General features: G+C 59.8%; 12 protein-coding genes, 1 tRNA gene and 1 pseudogene. 10 read left to right on the top strand and 4 right to left on the bottom strand.

The window, feature by feature from the left end; genetic code table 11:
* Positions 1-15: 15 nt before the first annotated feature.
* Positions 16-1,170, bottom strand: coding sequence for an ABC transporter substrate-binding protein (locus ACODTY_RS10800; RefSeq protein ID WP_488994274.1), 1,155 nt, complete (start codon positions 1,168-1,170; stop codon positions 16-18).
* A gap of 344 nt (positions 1,171-1,514) precedes the next feature.
* Entirely contained in the window at positions 1,515-2,276 is a 762-nt protein-coding gene (gene hutC, locus ACODTY_RS10795) for a histidine utilization transcriptional repressor HutC (RefSeq protein ID WP_488994273.1), read from the bottom strand.
* Positions 2,277-2,470: 194 nt separating this feature from the next.
* Between hutC and hutU the strand changes: the two genes are divergently transcribed.
* Genes hutU through ACODTY_RS10780 form a run of 3 tightly spaced genes read left to right on the top strand, consistent with a single transcriptional unit; the run spans position 2,471 to position 6,900 of the window.
* Entirely contained in the window at positions 2,471-4,189 is a 1,719-nt protein-coding gene (gene hutU, locus ACODTY_RS10790) for a urocanate hydratase (RefSeq protein ID WP_488994272.1), read from the top strand.
* A gap of 18 nt (positions 4,190-4,207) precedes the next feature.
* A complete protein-coding gene (hutI, locus tag ACODTY_RS10785) occupies positions 4,208-5,455 on the top strand; it encodes an imidazolonepropionase (protein ID WP_488994271.1) in 1,248 nt (415 codons plus the stop codon).
* Between the two features lie 53 nt (positions 5,456-5,508).
* The gene (locus tag ACODTY_RS10780; protein ID WP_488994270.1) at positions 5,509-6,900 is read left to right on the top strand and encodes a formimidoylglutamate deiminase; all 1,392 of its coding nucleotides are present in this window, start codon (positions 5,509-5,511) and stop codon (positions 6,898-6,900) included.
* A gap of 116 nt (positions 6,901-7,016) precedes the next feature.
* Here ACODTY_RS10780 and ACODTY_RS10775 read toward each other — a convergent pair.
* A pseudogene (locus ACODTY_RS10775) lies at positions 7,017-7,298 on the bottom strand (ectoine/hydroxyectoine ABC transporter ATP-binding protein EhuA); the annotation flags it as partial.
* 1,711 nt (positions 7,299-9,009) lie between these two features.
* Between ACODTY_RS10775 and ACODTY_RS10770 the strand changes: the two are divergent.
* The 4 genes from ACODTY_RS10770 to ACODTY_RS10755 all read left to right on the top strand — a co-directional run bounded on the left by ACODTY_RS10770 (position 9,010) and on the right by ACODTY_RS10755 (position 12,139).
* Positions 9,010-9,279: a hypothetical protein gene (locus ACODTY_RS10770; RefSeq protein WP_488994269.1), complete on the top strand. Its 270-nt coding sequence runs from the start codon at positions 9,010-9,012 to the stop codon at positions 9,277-9,279.
* 162 nt (positions 9,280-9,441) lie between these two features.
* On the top strand, positions 9,442-9,921 hold the full coding sequence (locus tag ACODTY_RS10765) for a DUF3489 domain-containing protein (RefSeq protein WP_488994268.1): 480 nt from the start codon (positions 9,442-9,444) through the stop codon (positions 9,919-9,921).
* On the top strand, positions 9,918-10,421 hold the full coding sequence (locus ACODTY_RS10760) for a DUF2924 domain-containing protein (protein WP_488994267.1): 504 nt from the start codon (positions 9,918-9,920) through the stop codon (positions 10,419-10,421). The genes ACODTY_RS10765 and ACODTY_RS10760 overlap by 4 nt, the downstream gene beginning before the upstream one ends.
* Positions 10,418-12,139 carry a recombinase family protein gene (locus ACODTY_RS10755; RefSeq protein WP_488994266.1) on the top strand — a complete coding sequence of 574 codons (1,722 nt, stop codon included), beginning with the start codon at positions 10,418-10,420 and terminating at the stop codon, positions 12,137-12,139. The genes ACODTY_RS10760 and ACODTY_RS10755 overlap by 4 nt, the downstream gene beginning before the upstream one ends.
* 341 nt (positions 12,140-12,480) lie before the next feature.
* Here ACODTY_RS10755 and ACODTY_RS10750 read toward each other — a convergent pair.
* Positions 12,481-12,556 (bottom strand) — tRNA-Ala (locus ACODTY_RS10750).
* A gap of 150 nt (positions 12,557-12,706) precedes the next feature.
* On the opposite strand from ACODTY_RS10750, the gene ACODTY_RS10745 reads away from it, so the two are divergent.
* From ACODTY_RS10745 to ACODTY_RS10735, 3 genes are all read left to right on the top strand, one after another.
* On the top strand, positions 12,707-12,997 hold the full coding sequence (locus ACODTY_RS10745; protein WP_488994265.1) for a YggT family protein: 291 nt from the start codon (positions 12,707-12,709) through the stop codon (positions 12,995-12,997).
* Between the two features lie 28 nt (positions 12,998-13,025).
* On the top strand, positions 13,026-13,340 hold the full coding sequence (locus ACODTY_RS10740) for a DUF167 family protein (RefSeq protein ID WP_488994264.1): 315 nt from the start codon (positions 13,026-13,028) through the stop codon (positions 13,338-13,340).
* Between the two features lie 214 nt (positions 13,341-13,554).
* A partial coding sequence (locus ACODTY_RS10735) for a N,N-dimethylformamidase beta subunit family domain-containing protein (protein ID WP_488994263.1) occupies positions 13,555-17,704 on the top strand: 4,150 nt, incomplete at its 3' end.

Below are 17,704 nucleotides of genomic sequence, written 5' to 3'. Positions count from 1 at the left end.
GATCCGGCCTCAGGCTCACGGTGTGATGATGTCTGGGTCGGATACGACGCCGGCGCTGGAAATCTTGCCGTCGTTGAAGACCTGGATCTGCACCGGCTTGATGACCTCGCGGTTCTCCGTGAAGCGTTCGAAGGTTCCGGTCGCGCCCTTGAAATCACGCAACGCGTCGAGCCCAGCTTTTACGTCCGCAGCAGTTACGCCGTTTTTACGCATCGCGTCGACCACCAGCATTACCGCGTCATGCGACGAGGCCGCGACCATATCGACGGGGAAGTCGTAGGCCTTGGCAAAGTCCGAAAGAAACTGCTGGGTTTCTTCGCTCTTGCTGTCACGGTTGAGGTTAGTTGTGAACATCAGCCCGTCGGCGAGCTTGCCGATCGAATAGAATCCGGCGGAATCGATGCCCTCGGTGCTGAGCAGCGTCAGCTTTCCGTCTGCCTGTGCCCAATCGCGCAGAAACTGCTTGCCCTCCGCAACGTACTGGACGAGGTAGATGGCATCGGCGCCCGATGCGATCACGCGGCGGATGATGGTGCCAAAATCCTTTTCCCCGAACTGGTTCTTGTCGGTGGAAACGACCGTCATGCCGAGCTTGGGCGCCTCGGCGACGAAACCTTCGACCAGCGCATTGCCGAAATCGTTGTCGATGGAAATCACGGCCGGCTTCTTGATCCCTTTGTCCGCGAGGAACTTGGCTCCGGCGCGGCCCTGCACGGTGCCGTTGGCGTCCTGCAGAAAGATGTAGCTCCCTGTCTTGGGAATGCCCGGATTGACCGCATAGGCCGAAACCAGCACCGTCTTAGCACGCTGGAAGATCGTGGCGGCGGCCAGCGTCTGCGGGCTGTAGGAGCCGCTTACCGCTGCAACGACGCCGTCCTGGGAGGTCAATTTGGTGGCGATGGTGGCGCCCTGCTTGGGGTCGCTGCCGTCGTCGTAGGGTATCAACTCAAGCTTTTGCCCGTCGATGCCGTTGGCGGCATTGACCTGATTGATCGCCAACTGCGCGCCGGCCAGTGCGCTGCGCCCGTCCGGCGCGCCGAAACCGGTCTGCGGCGAAAAGAACCCGATCTTGATCGCCGGTGAATCGGCGGCCGCAACGCCAGAATAGGCGGCAAAAGCAAGGGCTGCGACCACCGCAACCATGCGCCTGTTGAAAAATCGGTACCTCATTAGATCCTCCCAGAGTCATTGCAGTGTTTTGGCCAGATCGAGCGACCAATGCCAACCCAATAGTTGCATATACAACTATATGGTAATTACCTTGTCAAGCGCCAGTTCCTGTGCTTGCGGATATCGGCGCTGCCTTCTGTGGCCGCACTGTCGCGTCAGAAGCGTACGATGGATTTCGAGCAATCCGGCAGGCGTCGATACCGGCCTTACGCTCCGACAGTCGTAGTCTGGTGCATGCGTCGCAATCGATAGGCGTCACTCGATGGTTGGCGCCTCGGATGACGGATCAGGCGCTCCGCTCCAGAAACCGCTGATGCTAGTGACGTGTCTTGCGACTGACTCCGCTAGCGTTGTACGACCATTCGCCCGGCCAGGCTGAATCTGGCGCCGGGGTGCAGGAGGCGCGCGCTCGTTGCGATCATACCGCGCGACCAAGTGCGCCGACGCATGAGCAGGACCGGATCGCCGAGGTGCAATTCCAGCAGTTCGCTGCTTTGTCCGTCAGCCAGCACAGCCTGGATCACATGTTCGATTTCCTCCAATGGCGCTATCGCCATCAGATGTTCGTTCGGGGTAATCTTGGTAAAATCATGTTCGATATAGTCGGGCGAGAATTGTGGATTGACATACCGGTCCTCAATCTGGATGGGTTTGCCGTTTTCCCGGTGCACCAGGACCGAGTGAAAGACTGTTGTGCCCGGAGAAATGTTGAGTTCCGTCGCCACAGCGAGGTCGCTGCTTACTTGTTCCAGTAAATGAACGTCGGTTGTGTGCCGATTGCCTCGCGCCTCGATTTCCGCGTGGATGTTGCGCAATTCAAGAAATGTCGAGTGACTTCGGCGGGGCGCAACGAAGGTGCCTGCCCCCTGCTTGCGCAGCAGCACGCCTTCAGCTGACAGGTCACGCAGCGCGATATAGACCGTCATTCGCGACACCCCCAGTTGCTCGACCAATTTGGCTTCGGATGGAATGCGGCTACCTTCCGGCCATTCACCGCTGGCGATCTTTTCCAAAACGTGGTTGCGAATCTGCTGGCCGAGCGAAAGTGCAAGAGTTCCGCCGCCAGCCGATTGATTGCTCTTCCTCAAATCTCTGCGCCCGTTCATGACATCCCGCCAGATCACGTCTCGTGCCAGCATATACACATCATGGCAGCTTGCCACAACAAGCCAACCTTCCTAGGTCAGAGACAAAAAACGGCACTTGACAGGGGCTGTCGGAGCATTGATATGTAGTTGTATATATCACTTATATCGCTGTGATTACCTGCAGCGATCTGCGACCCAGCGAGGAGGCCACGATGAGTAAACCCGAGATTCTCTATTCCGTTCGTGCAATGGGCGGAAACAACCTGCGCTGTAAGGGCTGGAAGCAGGAAAGCATCCTGCGCATGCTCGAAAACAACATGGAGAACGCCGAATATCCGGAGCAACTGGTCATTTATGGTGGCATCGGCAAATGCGCCCGCAACTGGGAAAGCTATCACGCCATCGTCAAGTCGCTGGAGGAGCTTGAGAACGACGAAACGCTGGTGGTGCAGTCGGGTATGCCGGTCGCCATCTTCAAGACCAACACGCTGGCGCCGCGTGTGGTGATGGCCACCACCAACATCATGAAGGCAACATGGCCGATCTTCTACGATCTGCAGGACAAGAACCTGACGATCTACGCCCAGTATACCGCAGCACCGTGGGAATACATCGGCACGCAGGGCGTGATCCAGGGAACCTTCCAGACCCTGGTGGCCATCGGCGATCAGAAGTTCGGTGGCAGCCTTAAGGGCCGCATCCTGCTCACGGCGGGCATGGGCGGCATGGGCGGCAACCAGCCCCGCGCCATGACCATGCTGGGTGGTGTCTGCATCTGTGCCGACGCCGACGAGAAAGTGGCCAAGCACCGCCTCGAGGTGGGCTATTGCGACGTGGTCGTGCATGATTTTAACGAGGCTGTGAAACTGGCCAGGGAGGCGGCCGCAGAAAAGCGGTCGCTCGGCATCGCGCTGATCGGCAATGCAGTGGATGTTCTGAAGAAAGCGCGCGATACCGGCTTCACGCCCGATATCATCACGGACATGACCCCGGCGCATGACCCGCTGTCATATATCCCCAACGGCCTGACGGTCGACGAGGCGCGCGAATTGCGCAAGACCAACCGCGACAAATATTTCAAGCTGGCCGGCGCCTCGATGATCGAGCAGCTCCAGATCATGAACGAGTTCTACGACAAGGGCGTTCAGGTCTTCGAGTACGGAAACTCGCTGCGCAAGGAAAGCCGCGATGCCGGCATGCCGGTGGACGAGGCGATGAAGATCCCCGGCTTCGTCGCCGCCTACATCCGCCCGCTCTTCTGCGAAGGACGCGGGCCGTTCCGCTGGACCTGCATGTCGCGCGACGCCGGCGATCTCGCCAAGCTGGACGACGTGGTCGAGGAAATGTTCGCCGATGATGATCTGGTGCGGGGCTGGATCCAGCTTGCCCGCAAGCATATTCCGATCGAGGGCCTGCCGGCGCGCATCTGCTATCTCGGCTTCGGCCAGCGCAAGGCGTTCGGCATGCGCGTCAACGAAATGGTTCGTTCGGGCGAACTGAAAGGGCCGGTCGCGTTCTCGCGCGACAATCTGGACTCGGGCTCCATCGTCAACCCGACCTTCGAATCCGAGCGGATGAAGGACGGCAGCGACCTGATTTCCGACTGGCCCTACCTGAATGCGCTCTTGAACGTCGCCGCCGGCGCCGATCTGGTGGCGATCCAGGAGAACTACTCGATGGGTGAGGCCGTTCATACCGGCGTTACCATGATCGCCGACGGCTCGGCCGAGGCCGACGTTCGCCTGGCCGCCTGCCTGACCACCGACAGCGGCATCGGCGTGGTTCGCCATGCCCAGGCGGGCTATGATATCGCGCGCAAGACGGCGTCCGACCGGTTCACCAAGGATGGCGTGCAGGTTCCCTTGTGGTGGACCCCCACCGCGACCTTCGGGCCCGACGACGCCAAGGCGCCGCAGAAGAAGACCACATAAGCATAAGGAGGCACCGCCATGGGCAAGATCACGGCGCTCATCGAAAACGCAGGCCAGGTCCTGACTTGCGCTGCCGATGCACCCGATCTTGTCGGTGCCCGCACGAATACGGTGGTGGCGATCTCGGGTACCGGGATCGCCGCCATCGGCACTCCGGCCGAAATCGCCGCCGGCCACGACCTCTCCTTAGCCGAGCGGATCGACGCCCGCGGCGGGCTGGTGATGCCGGGTTTCGTCGACTGTCACACCCATCTGGTCTTCCATAAATCGCGGGTCGAGGAATACGCGCAGAAAGTGCGCGGGCGCAGCGCCGATGAAATCCGCACCATGGGCATTCCGGTCGGCATCACGGCAACCGCGCGCATGATGCGCGAGGCGACCAAGGAGCAGCTTGCCGGCAGCGCCGCCGAACGGCTCGCACACATGCTGGCCTGCGGCACCACGACGGTGGAAAGCAAGAGCGGCTACGGGCTGAACACCGCGACCGAGATCAAGATGCTTGAGGTCAACAAGCTGCTTGGCGAGCGCCAGCCGATCGAGATCGTCTCGACCTTCCTTGGCGCGCACGAATTTCCCGATGACAGGAGCCGCGACGCCTATATCGCCGAGATCACGGACGAGATGATCCCGGAAGTGGCGCGAAGGGGGCTTGCCGAGTTCAACGACGTCTATTGCGACGACGGCTACTACACGGTGGAGGAAACACGCGCGATTCTGCAGCGCGGGCTCGACCACGGGCTGAAGATCAAGATCCACACCGATGCCTATTCCCATATTGGCGGCTCGACGCTCGCCGCCGAAATGAAGGCGGTGTCGGCCGATCACATGAACTACACCGACCCGGCGGAATACGCGCTTTTGCGCGAGGCGGGCGTCGTCTGCGTGGTGATGCCTGGGCTCGACTTCGCCGTCGGCCACAACCGCCCCTTCGACGCCCGCGCTATGCTCGACGCCGGCGTGACGATGGCGCTGGCGACGGACATGTGTCCCGGCTGCTGGCTGGAATCCATGCCCTTCGTCGTGCAACTGGCCTGCCGGCTCTACAAGTTCAGCCCCGCCGAGGCGATCCGTGCCGGCACGTTGCACGCGGCGATGGCGCTCGATCGCGGTGACCGCCTCGGCTCGCTGGAAGCCGGCAAGCAGGCCGATGTCGCGATCTTCCCCTACGAGCGCTTCGTGGACATGGCCTACGGGCTGGGGCGGGGCCGCGCCCGGCTGGTGCTGAAAGCCGGAAAGATCATGTTCGACGGCGGCGATGCCATGTGAGGCAGGGCGCCGCCCCGTCTGCCGATGCGCCACTGGTGCCTGAAGGAGCCGAGATGACACAAGTCTACGAGATAGAGCACCTCCACCAGCCCGACGGCTGGTTGTCTCCCGGCTATCTGGAGGTCGGCAGCGACGGGCGCATCCTTTCCGTGTCGGCCACGAAACCCCAGGCCAGTAACGTGACCACGTTGCGCGGCTTTGGCGTTCCCGGCCTGTCCAACCTGCATTCGCACGCTTTCCAGCGTGCCCTTGCCGGGCGCACCGAATTCGTCACCGGCGCGCGTGCCGAAGACAATCTGTGGACCTGGCGCAAGGAAATGTACCGGATGGTCGACCGGCTGACGCCGGAGGACTACGAAGCGATTGCAGGGCTGGTCTATCTGGAGATGCTGCAATTCGGCATGACCGCCGTCTGCGAGTTCCACTACGTGCATCACCAGACCGGCGGCCAGTTCCACGCCAACCCGGCCGAGATGTCAGATCGCCTGATCGCGGCGGCCGACCGCACCGGCCTGGGGCTGACGCTGTTGCCGGTGCTCTATGCCCATGGCGGCATCAGCAAGCCGGTCGAGCCGACGCAGCGGCGCTTTGGCCATTCGGTGGACGATTATCTGAAGCTCATCGAAACCCTGCGCAGCCGTCGGGGCGACCATGCCAATCTGAACGTAGGCCTTGCCCTGCACTCGCTGCGCGCAGTGACGCCGGACGAGGTGAAGGCCGCCCTTGCCGGCATGAAGGCGATGGATCCGAAGGCGCGCCTGCACATCCACGTTTCGGAAACCACGCATGAAGTGGTGGAAGTGGAAGCGGGGCTCGGCGCCCGCCCGGTGCAATGGCTGATCGACAATGTCGACCTCAATGCCGACTGGTGCCTGGTGCATGCCACGCATCTGGACGCTTCCGAAGTCGCCGGAATGGCGGCAAGCGGCGCGGTGGCGGGCCTGTGCCCGCTGACCGAGGCGACCATGGGCGACGGCTTCTTCTCGCTGGTCGAGTATCATAGTGCCGACGGCGCCTGGGGCATCGGCACGGACAGCCATTATTCCACCTCCACCGCCGAAGAACTGCGCATGCTCGAATGCGGCAAGCGGCTGCAGCTCAACCGCCGCAACGTCATCGCGCAATCGCAAAACGGACAGGAGGCCCATAGCGGCCGCATCCTGTTCGATACGGCGCTTGCCGGCGGCGAGCAGGCCTCCGCTCAGGGCGGCGGCGCGCTGATCGCCGGCCGACGGGCCGATCTGGTCATGCTCGATCCGGACAGCAACGTGCTTCTCGGCCACGGCCCGCAGACCGCGCTGGACGGCTGGCTGCTGGGCGGCACGCAGAACCCGGTGCGCGACGTCATGGTCGCAGGCAAATGGGTGATCCGCGACCGCCACCACCCGCAGCAGGCCGCCATTTTCGAGGCCTATCGCAAGACCATGGCCCGCCTTGCCGAATAGACTTCTTGAATATGCTTGATGCTTTGCCCGGCTCGAGCCGGGCTGGGCATATTAGTCGATCATACTTTGTGTGCGGCTGATAATCGTGCTTCAGGCCATCGGCACTGGACGCCGCGCTAAAACGATTGCCCGCTATTGCACCTTGGCCAGAAATGCGTGCGCGGCGGATGCGACGGATTGCCGAGCACATCGGCCGGCTTGCCCTGCTCGACGATCTCACCCCCGGCCATGAACACGATCCGGATTGCAACTTCGGGAGCAAAGGTGACCTCGTGCGTCACTACCACTATGGGCATGCCGCTTTCGGCGAGGTCTTACATTGCGTCCAGCACGTCGGAAACCAGTTCGGGTCTGAGCATGCTGGTCGGCTCGTCGAACAGGATCAGCTTCGGCCGCATGGTAGCGATAAAACAGCAGTCGGCGGTGGCCAAAGCTGCGAAAAGACCGAAAAAGCTCAGCCGAGGCCTAAGCGGCTCCATTTGCGCTCCATTTCGCATAAAATCGCCGCGACTGTCGACAGGCTATGATGAATGATAATGGCACGTTATCATTAGGTTAAGATAACCTCTATTGGCGATTGAGGGAGGTCTGGCGACCAAATCTCGTTGGCTACTGCCATTGTCAGCGTGAAGGGGCCGGGCTTCGTGTCGACAGCAAGCATCGGTACTGGTGCCGCCATGACATGCCGGCGTTCGGCTTGTCGTGCTGCAAAATATCGCCGTCTTGCGCGATCAATTGCACCCCTTGAGGGTCGTGCGCGGAAATCACTTGCTTCCCGTCACCCCAAAACAGCCGCCCCGCCCTTAACGTACAAGGCTGGAGCAACTCCCACGGAGCCCCTTAGCGAGTATTGTTGCAGAGATTCCCACGGACCCCCTATGACGCGGTGATGATCGCCGCTGCCACGGCCAATGCCTTCTGTGCCAGCATTACCCTCAAAAGAGGTAAATTGAGTGGCAATTGACTAGGTAACTACCTACAAGAGATTAAATAGTCTACAGCTCTCAGAAAGCGGGCGGTGAGTTATTATTTCACGTGATTATATAGAAGGGGAACACGCTGTGGATACCATTTGGTATATAAAGAAGGGCAGCAGCATTTACGGCCCGTCGTCAAAAAACGATATCGAAACCTTACTTCTATCAAACAGGATATCGGGAACCGACGAGATATCGACAACTCAGTCTGGTCCTTGGCAATCCATTTCCAGTCACGAAGATTTCAAGATTCAGGTGACACCCCTTTCTCACCTTATGGAAGGAACTTCGGCACACGTCGAACGGACTGCCGAAAAGGCGGTTACATACAATACTAATCAGAGATTACCAACCGATCAGGAATGTGAAAAATATCTCAACGAATTGAGTGCACGTGGCGGTGAGTGGATCGGATTTTTGACTTTCGCGATATGCGTTGCGCTATTTCAATATTTCCTAGGGGATTCGCCAGCTTGGCTTCGTTCGGCTCTATTTATTGTGTCGATTGGCGCAGGTATATTTTCTTTTCAAAGATGGAAAATGTATCGTCGAGATACTCTACTCGCGCAAATTGAATCATTTAGGCAGCCCGAGAGAGAGCTCGAGTCAAGATATAACCGATTTATAGGAAGAAAGATCGTATGGAACATATTCACGTGGTCTATTATTATAGCAGTATTCGTTCTTGCTGGGTTATATCGCCATAACATCTAGGTCAATGAACACGGACTTGGATTACAGTTCTTCGGTCATGCAAACCTCAGTTGGTAGGAGAGCGGAGGGGAGAGAAAATAGCGACAATGCCAAGAGGTATACGGTTAATAGTATGATCCTTCTGGCCGCGCAAGATCCGAAGGCGACAACTACGCGAGGCGAAGATCAGCACGCGACAATAATTATCCGCGTATCATAGCACAAAAACACTAAATCCACATCTTTTTGGATAGGTTGGCGAAGAAAAGAAGATTGATCATCACTTCGGAAGACCATCGCTTTTCTCGATATTTGATGCCTTAGCTTCCTCAAGGGCATGAAATTCTTATCGTGTTGGCCCGATATCTCTCGACAATGGGCTGGACTTCTTCGCTACGGCAAGCAGTAGTGCCACTGGCTTTGAAGTTTGGGGCAATCGATGGCGAAGAGCCGAGGGCAAACAGCAGAACTCACGTTCAAGAACTCCGGCGTTGTCGATACCGTGCACCGGCTAGAGCCGGAACTACGTCATCTGGAAGGAATTCTGGCGACCCTGTGGATATTGGGGGAGCATCGAGAGAGCATCGAACCCGCCGCACTCGCAGCTTTGGCTCGGTCGATGGAAGGCTCGGTGGATGAGTTGACGGCTTGCTGGCGGCAACTATTCGAGACGGTTGCAAAGGAAAGCAGAACAGACGCGGCAGCCTGAACTTCCCCTGGACTTACTAAGCAAACGAAGCATTGCTGTTCTAGACGACGGATGGAGAGAAAAGGTCTTCTCGTCGTCGAGGTTCTCAAGCCCGCCAGGATGCGGGCCTTCGTCGGTACAAGCGCCGGATGGTTCGGCGCATGAACCGAAGGAGAACCTAGCATGGTTTTGATCCACAGCGGCAATAACGATCTTGCTGCCCAGCGCGGCGAAGCTGTCCGCTCCAACCCGCAGTCTGCGAATGGCCCTTCCACGAAGAAAACGTCTCCCCGTGACAAAAGCTCGAAAGCGCAGAATTCGAGCAAAGATGACAAGGCGCCTTTAGCCCCTACGGGGGCGACAGGCTCGGTTATATCGAAGGCGACGACAGCGACACGTGGCAGCAGCACCAGTGTCACCCCCACGAACTTCAGCAAAACTGGTCCTAGCAAGACCGATTTGGTCTTGAAGAAGCTGCGCACCACAAAAGGAACAACGCTTGCGCAACTGGTCGACTTGACTGGATGGCAGCAGCACTCGGTGCGCGGCTTTCTGTCCGGCACAGTGCGAAAGAAGCTGGACCTCAAACTGGTCAGCGAGGTGGGCAAAGATGGTACCCGTCGCTACCGGGTGATCAATGACGTTGCGGACCTCTTACCATGAGACGCCCGAGACAAAAGTTCGCGCGCAAGGAGGTGGCGGAAGAGATCGCCGGTCTGGGCAAGCTCCCGCGCGAAGACCTGACACGACGATGGCAAGAAGCATATGAGGTCGCGCCACCCAAGAGCCTGCATCGAGATCTCTTGATCCGGTCAGCAGCCTGGCATGTCCAGGCAAAGCGGTGGGGTAGCTTGTCACCAGCGACCCGCCGCACGCTGAAGGCGGCGATTGGTGATCTGGAGCGAGCAATAGCGGCACGCCGACAAGGTCCGGCTGCTGCTGGTGAGAGCACCTCTTCTGGGATGGGCCAAACCGCTGGACCAAGGCGAAAGCAACCCGCACCGGGAGCCCGGCTTATCCGCGAGTGGAATGGCAAGCGTCATGTCATCACCGTCATCGAAGGCGGCTTTGTGTTCGAGGCCAAGGTCTACACGTCGCTGACTGCAATAGCCCATCAGATCACGGGTACTCATTGGTCAGGTCCGAGGTTCTTCGGGCTATGAATGCAAAGCGGCTCCTGCGCTGCGCGGTCTACACTCGCAAATCAACAGAAGAAGGTCTCGACCAAGCGTTCAATTCGCTCGACGCTCAGCGTGTCGCCTGTTCCGCCTTCATCGCATCACAGGCAGGATTGGGCTGGAAGCTTGTTGCCAATCACTACGACGATGGCGGCATCTCAGGCGGCACCATGGAGCGGCCGGCATTGCAATTCCTGCTGCAGGACATTCGCGATCGGAAGATCGATGTCGTCGTCGTTTACAAGATCGATCGCCTGACCCGTTCCTTGACCGACTTTGCCAAGATCGTCGAGGTGTTCGATGCAAATGACATCTCGTTTGTCTCTGTCACCCAGCAGTTCAACACCACCACCTCCATGGGTCGCCTCACCCTCAACGTACTGCTCTCCTTCGCGCAGTTCGAGCGCGAGGTCACAGCCGAACGTATCCGCGACAAGATCGCAGCTTCAAAGGCAAAAGGCATGTGGATGGGTGGCAGGGTACCACTGGGGTATCAGGTTCAGAGCCGGAAGTTGCTCATCAAGGAACCTGAGGCAAGCTTCGTAGGTAGCCTCTTCGCTAGGTACCTCGAACTTCGCTCCGTCCCTGCCCTTGCTGCAGAGACCACCAGGCAAGCGATCGCCCTCGAACAAAGCAATGACATGGACCCATCTCTCACCGGCTACTCCCGACGCGTCGGAAGCGGCATGCTCTATAAGCTCCTGGCTAACCCCATCTATGTCGGCAAGCTGCGCCACCGCAACAATGTCTATGATGGAGAGCACCAAGCAATAATCGACACGGACCAGTTCGGTCAGGTTCAGAGACTGTTGGCTGATCAAGCTGCAGCACCACGTGGATCAGGCACCCAGCCTGGCGCCCATTTGCTGACCGGGCTTTTGTTTGATGACAGCGGCGATCGCATGAGCCCCAGCCATGCCAGGACACGTGGCAAGCGTTTTCGCTACTACATCTCAAGCCGCATCAGGAAGGCCAAGCGCTACGATAGCACAGCATGGCGCATCCCTGCGCCGATGATCGAAGCCGCGGTGCTGCAGTTTGCAACACGACTTCTAAATGATCGGGCACGTTTATCCGACTGGATATCTGTCCACGCCCCATCATCATCAAATCTCCAGTCCGGATTGGACAGAGCAAAGTGCATAGGCACAATCCTTGCTGACGAGACCGAAGCCGACCGGCGCACCATCCTTGCCACCGTCTTCCACAAGATCACCCTGGCAACCGATGCCATTACATTTGACGTCAACACGCCAGCTCTGCTTCAGCTTATTGGGACTTCGGACAAGCCGACGACATCAACACGAGGAGCCAGTCCAGAAGCCGATAATGTCCATCAAGAATCGTTGGCCTCCATCAGCCTTCCAACCAGCATAAAGCGGCGCGGCAATGAAATGCGCATGGTGATCGATGGTGAGCCCCCAACTCAAAATCCAGACACCGCGCTCGTGAATCTGGTCTCCCGCGCGCATCTCTATCTCGCACAGCTGACATCAAAGCCGCCACTGACCATCAACGACATCGCTTCTCAGTTCGGTGTCCATCGCGCCGATGTAGGTCGCCTGCTGCCGCTAGCGTTTCTATCACCGCATCTCCTAGATCAAATCCTGTCAGGCCGGCAGCCAGTCGACCTAACGGCGCGCAGACTGGCACGGCTCAATCTGCCAACAACATGGTCTGATCAAGCCCAGGCCATCGCCTGATATCAGACGGCATAGTGTCATCGTGATATATGCACTTGCCGGACCGGCATCGCAGCGTTGGCCAAATCCTCGCCAAGCCATCACCAATCCACAGCCATATACACTGATCGCCAGAGTTCCTCGCAACAATCAACCCAGCATGCTTGCGATCATCCAACCATCATCCAGCCAAACTTGTGGTCTGCGAAGGACGCGCATAGAGACGGTTGGGCTTTGACGCCGCGCACAGCCACAAATCACGTCTCCCCGCCCCTGCTCAGCAACGCCACATACTGCTAAGCCCCGGAAATCACGCAATATTCAACAACGGCAATTGTGGAAACCTGTTTAGGGAAAACCGTTGGTGGAGCTGAGGAGGATCGAACTCCTGACCTCGTCATTGCGAACGACGCGCTCTCCCAGCTGAGCTACAGCCCCGTCCAACGGATGGCGCATTTATGAGGCCGCGCCATCCACTGTCAAGCGAGCAATTGGCCACATCGGCGATCCTCGCGCCCGTCTTCGCTCCGGCGGGCCTTGCTCGTTTTGCCGGCAATGGCTACATGTCGGCAACAATTGGAGAACGGCATGATCGCCCTTATTCAGACCCTTGTTCTGGCGCTTGACCTCTATTGGTGGATCATCATCGCCTCGGCCATCTTCTCGTGGCTCTACGCGTTCAATGTGGTCAACCCGCGCAACCAGTTCGTCGGCACCATCGGCAACATGCTGTTCAAGCTGACCGAACCGGCCCTGCGGCCGATCCGTCGCTTCATGCCCGACCTCGGCGGCATCGATATTTCGCCTATCATCCTCCTGCTTCTGCTGTTCTTCGTTCGGCAATTCCTGCTGACGACAGTGCTGCCGCTGGTCGTTTGAGCCAACTTCCGACACCTGCGCTCCAGCCATGAGCCAGGCTTTCCGGCTTCGCGACGATGGCATCGACCTCCATGTGCGCCTGACACCGAAATCGGCGGTAGATGCCATTGAGGGAGTTGAAACAGCTTCCGATGGACGCAGCCACGCGAAGGCCCGGGTCCGCGCAGTTCCTGAAAAGGGCGAAGCCAACGCCGCACTCGAGCGGCTGGTCGCCAAGGTTTTCGGTGTCCCCGCTTCTGCCGTGACGATCATTGCCGGACAGACGGCACGGCTGAAAACCGTGCGCATCGCCGGCGACCCCGCAAAACTTGCCGGCCAAGTCGCGAAATTGCGGCAGCTTTAGACGAAATCCGCAGCCGGTTTTCCGCCAGTCGCCGGCCTCGACCCGGAAGCCCGTCAACGCACCCGCGATCTAATTCATCGGGACGGGACTAGATCGTTGGTGGGACCTCTATTCACCCGAAGAAGCCAATAGTCAAAGCGGGTGCGCGCGGGCGAACATAGGCGTTCAATCGTGCAATGCGACATTGCCAAACTCCGGGCTCACGACGATGAAAATGCTCGACGACAAACGTGAAAGATCGCCGTTGACGGACGGCTCGACGGGGTCCGGAAATTTTCCGGCGATCGAAAACCTGGCTTTTGGCGGGCATCGCGGCAAATCGTCGGTCGCTGGCAACGGGCAAAAGCCGGCTTTGCAGCGCAAGGCCAAGAAAGCTGCGGCCGCGGTTTCCGAGAACACACCTGCTTCCGTCAAGGAGATGGCCGCGCTGGACAGCGCCACCGCCACGACGGTGTTGGCCGAAACCAGCACGCCGCGGGCTTCCGGAAAACGCCAGGTCAAGGTTTCGCGCGCAGCACAGCGGCAGGCCAAGGTCGAATCGCCTGAGATAGTCACCGCAGCGTCCGCTTTCCTAGGCTCCGTCCTGGCCATGAACACCGGCAGGGATGGCTACGCCCCCGAGCACGCGCCGGAGTTTTCGGGTCGCTACGGCAATCTTCAGCAACTGGCAGCGACCGCGCAGAACCTGGTCACATCCTTGCTGACGCCCACTCCCGCGCCGGCTCTGTCCGGCGTATCGGCTCCCGCGCCCGGCGGATCATCGGGCGCAAGTGCGCCGCCACCTGCGCCAAACGATCACGCGACGCCACAGCCCACGCTTGTGCAGGCACCCGCGACGACCGGGACTTCGCAATCGTCGCAGAGCGCCGGCGCGGCGCCGGACGCGGCACCCGCGACAGTACTCGACAGTGCGCCCGTCGCAACGATTTCCGGCTGGAATGCGGACTGGCGCGCGGCCGGTGCTGCGATGGCATGCGGATCCTGCACCGGACGGGCCTGCACGATATGCTCGATCCGCATTGGCGGTCCGACGGCGTCTAACGGCCAGCCGACAGGCTATGCAGCTCGCGTGCTGCAATATTACGACACGACATATGCACCGCCGGTCGGCGGCGGCCTTTCGCCGACCGACCCGCAATATATGGATACATCGGCCTCCGGCGGCACGAACAACGGCGTTGCCGCGCTGAGCGGACCGGCCAACGCGATTACCCTGGAAAACCAGAAGCAAGGCTCGCCGGAGAGCGAATGGATGATCGGCGCAGCCGATTCGTCGATCGAGGGCTTCTCCGTCCAGTTTTCGCTCAACCACGGCCAGCGGGTCGACTTCAAGATCGACACCGATTCGACCAATTATCGCATCGATATCTACCGTCTTGGCTATTACGGTGGCGACGGCGCCCGCAAGGTCACCACCATCAACAAAACGCTGGCGAGCGCGCAGGTCCAGCCTAATCCTCTCTTCGACCCGGTCAGGAAGCTGGTCGACGCCGGCAACTGGTCGGTTTCGGCATCGTGGGACGTTCCAGCCGACGCGGTGTCGGGTGTCTATATCGCCAAGCTCACCCGCCTCGACGGATCGCGCGGATCCAACGTCATCCCGTTCATCGTGCGCGACGACGAAGCGACGAGTGACATCACCTTCCAGACTTCGGACACGACCTGGCAGGCATACAATTGGTGGGGCGGCTACAACCTTTATGGCGGCATCGATGCAGGCGGCCATGCCGGCCGCGCCAGCGCCGTCAGCTACAACCGTCCGATCATCACCCGTGACGGTGGCTTTTCGGCAGGCCCGCAGGACTTCATCTTTTCCGTCGAATACCCGACGATCCGGTGGCTCGAACAGAACGGATACGATGTCAACTACATCACCGGTATCGATACCGACCGTTCCGGCTCGCAGTTATTGAACAGCCAGATATTCCTGTCTGTCGGCCATGACGAATATTGGTCGGCACAGCAAAGGGCCAATGTCGAAGCCGCGCGCGACGCCGGCGTCAACCTGGCTTTTCTCAGCGGCAACGAAGTCTATTGGCAGGTGCGCTGGGAATCGAGCATCGACGGTACCGGCACGCCATACAAGACCATGGTGTCCTACAAGGAGCGCTGGGACAACGCCGACACCGATCCGGGCAATACCACCTCGACATGGCGCGATCCTGAACTTGGCGCCGGACAGCCGGAGAACGGGTTGACGGGAACGATCTTCACCGTCGATTCCTACCGTCTCGACACCATCACAATACCGTACAACATGTCCAATTTCCGCTTCTGGAGCAACACGGCGGTGGCCGATCTCCAGCCCGGGCAAGTCTACTCGCTGCAGAAGAATCTGCTCGGCTACGAATGGGATTCCGACGTCGACAACGGCGCGCGCCCGGCCGGCTTGATCAACCTGTCGTCGACGACGGTTGACGTGAACACGCTCCTGCTCGACTACGGTAACACCACGGGTCCGGGAACAGCGACGCACGCCTTGACCATGTATCGCGCGCCAAGCGGCGCGCTCGTCTTCGGCGCAGGCACCGTCTATTGGTCGTGGGGGTTGGACGACCACCATGACAACGAAGCGACCCCCACCGATCCGAATGTCCAGCAGGCGATGGTCAACCTGTTCGCCGAAATGGGCGTCCAGCCCGGAACGCTGATGGCCAGCCTCGTGGCGGCATCGCAGACAACCGATCACACCGCGCCGGTCAGCGTGGTCACGTCGCCGGCATCAAGCGGCAGCTATACCGCCGGACAGCCGGTGGTCATCAGCGGCACGGCAACCGACAGCGGTGGCGGCCTGGTGGCCGTGGTCGAGGTATCCACCGACGGCGGCACCACCTGGCGTCGCGCAAGCGGGCTGGAAAACTGGACTTACACGTTCACGCCGCTTGCCGGCGGCACCTACAATATCAAGACGCGCGCGGTCGACGACAGCGTCAATCTCGAAACGCCCGGAGCCGGCGTCAACATCACGGTTACCCCGGCCCAGTTGACCAGCCTGTTTTCTCCATCAGTAGTTCCCGAAATCCTCTCCGACCGTGACGACCGGTTCGTCAATGTCGGCATGAGGTTCTCGTCGTCCCAAGCCGGCACCATCATCGGCATGAAGTTCTACAAGGGCCTCGGCGACGGCGGCACCCATGTCGGGACGCTATGGTCCAGCACCGGCACCAAGCTTGCTACGGCAACCTTCACCAACGAAACCGCCAGTGGCTGGCAAACGGTGATCTTCAGCAATCCCGTGCAGATCTCCGCCGGCACCACCTACATGGTCAGCTATCTGTCCGCCGGTCATTATGCGAACACGGAAAACTACTTTGCGACTGCAACGACCAACGGGCCGCTTACCGCGCCCGCCGGCAACGGCTACTACACCTACGCAGACACCTCAGCCTTCCCCACCAGCTCTTCCAATGGCGTCAACTACTTCGTCGATGTAATCTTCAGCCCGACCAACAGCGTCAATGCGCCGCCCGTCGGCGTGAACGACAATGGGTTCCAGATTACTCGGGACACGTCGTTCACCTTCACGGCGGCCCAGCTGCTCGCCAACGACACCGATCCCAACGGCGACATTCTCTCGCTGACAGGCGCTGGCGCGGCAGCCCACGGCTCCGTGGTTTTCAACGCTCAGAACAACACCATCACCTTCACGCCGAACGCCGGCTATACCGGCGCAGCCAGCTTCGGCTATTCGATTTCTGACGGCAGGGGTGGTGTAGGCTCGGCAATCGTCAACATGACGGTCACGGATCCGGCTGTTAACCAGACCATATTCGCGGCGACAGACACACCTGCGAGCTTGACCGATCCGGACCGTGTGGAGTTGAACCTTGGTGTTCGCTTCACCTCGTCGGCGTCGGGTTCGATCACCGGCATCAAATACTACAAGGGCGCGAGCGACGTCGGCACGCATACCGGGACGTTGTGGTCTTCGACCGGTACGGTGCTTGCGACTGCCACCTTCACCAACGAGACGGCAAGCGGCTGGCAGACGGTCACCTTCTCCAACCCTGTCGCCATCACCGCCGGCACCACCTATGTCGCAAGCTTCCACAGCTTCGGCGGCTACACCTCGACGTCGAACTACTTCGCCACGCCAAAGACCAACGGCCCGCTGACGGCGACGGCCGGCGTCTACACCTACGGCAACGGCAATCTGTTCCCGTCCAGCACCTACGCCAACACCAACTACTGGGTTGATGTCGTCTTCAGCCAGACGCCGGTGACCAACACGCCGCCGGTCGCCACCAACGACACCGGCTACACGACGACGCAGAACACGGCGCTGCAGATTGCTGCGGCAGCCCTGCTCGCCAACGACACCGATGCCAATGGCGATCCGCTCACCATCACCGGCGTCAGCGCGC

This window comes from Mesorhizobium sp. FG116 (genome assembly GCF_057809835.1).
This window is presented reverse-complemented; position numbering and strand designations above follow the sequence as displayed.

Bases quoted from the DNA above. Each gene is read 5' to 3' on its own strand.
- ACODTY_RS10755 (WP_488994266.1), top strand. From the start codon at position 10,418: ATGAATGCAAAGCGGCTCCTGCGCTGCGCGGTCTACACTCGCAAATCA.
- hutU (WP_488994272.1), top strand. From the start codon at position 2,471: ATGAGTAAACCCGAGATTCTCTATTCCGTTCGTGCAATGGGCGGAAAC.
- ACODTY_RS10745 (WP_488994265.1), top strand. From the start codon at position 12,707: ATGATCGCCCTTATTCAGACCCTTGTTCTGGCGCTTGACCTCTATTGG.
- ACODTY_RS10765 (WP_488994268.1), top strand. From the start codon at position 9,442: ATGGTTTTGATCCACAGCGGCAATAACGATCTTGCTGCCCAGCGCGGC.
- hutI (WP_488994271.1), top strand. From the start codon at position 4,208: ATGGGCAAGATCACGGCGCTCATCGAAAACGCAGGCCAGGTCCTGACT.
- ACODTY_RS10740 (WP_488994264.1), top strand. From the start codon at position 13,026: ATGAGCCAGGCTTTCCGGCTTCGCGACGATGGCATCGACCTCCATGTG.
- ACODTY_RS10770 (WP_488994269.1), top strand. From the start codon at position 9,010: ATGGCGAAGAGCCGAGGGCAAACAGCAGAACTCACGTTCAAGAACTCC.
- ACODTY_RS10760 (WP_488994267.1), top strand. From the start codon at position 9,918: ATGAGACGCCCGAGACAAAAGTTCGCGCGCAAGGAGGTGGCGGAAGAG.
- ACODTY_RS10800 (WP_488994274.1), bottom strand. From the start codon at position 1,170: ATGAGGTACCGATTTTTCAACAGGCGCATGGTTGCGGTGGTCGCAGCC.
- ACODTY_RS10780 (WP_488994270.1), top strand. From the start codon at position 5,509: ATGACACAAGTCTACGAGATAGAGCACCTCCACCAGCCCGACGGCTGG.
- hutC (WP_488994273.1), bottom strand. From the start codon at position 2,276: ATGAACGGGCGCAGAGATTTGAGGAAGAGCAATCAATCGGCTGGCGGC.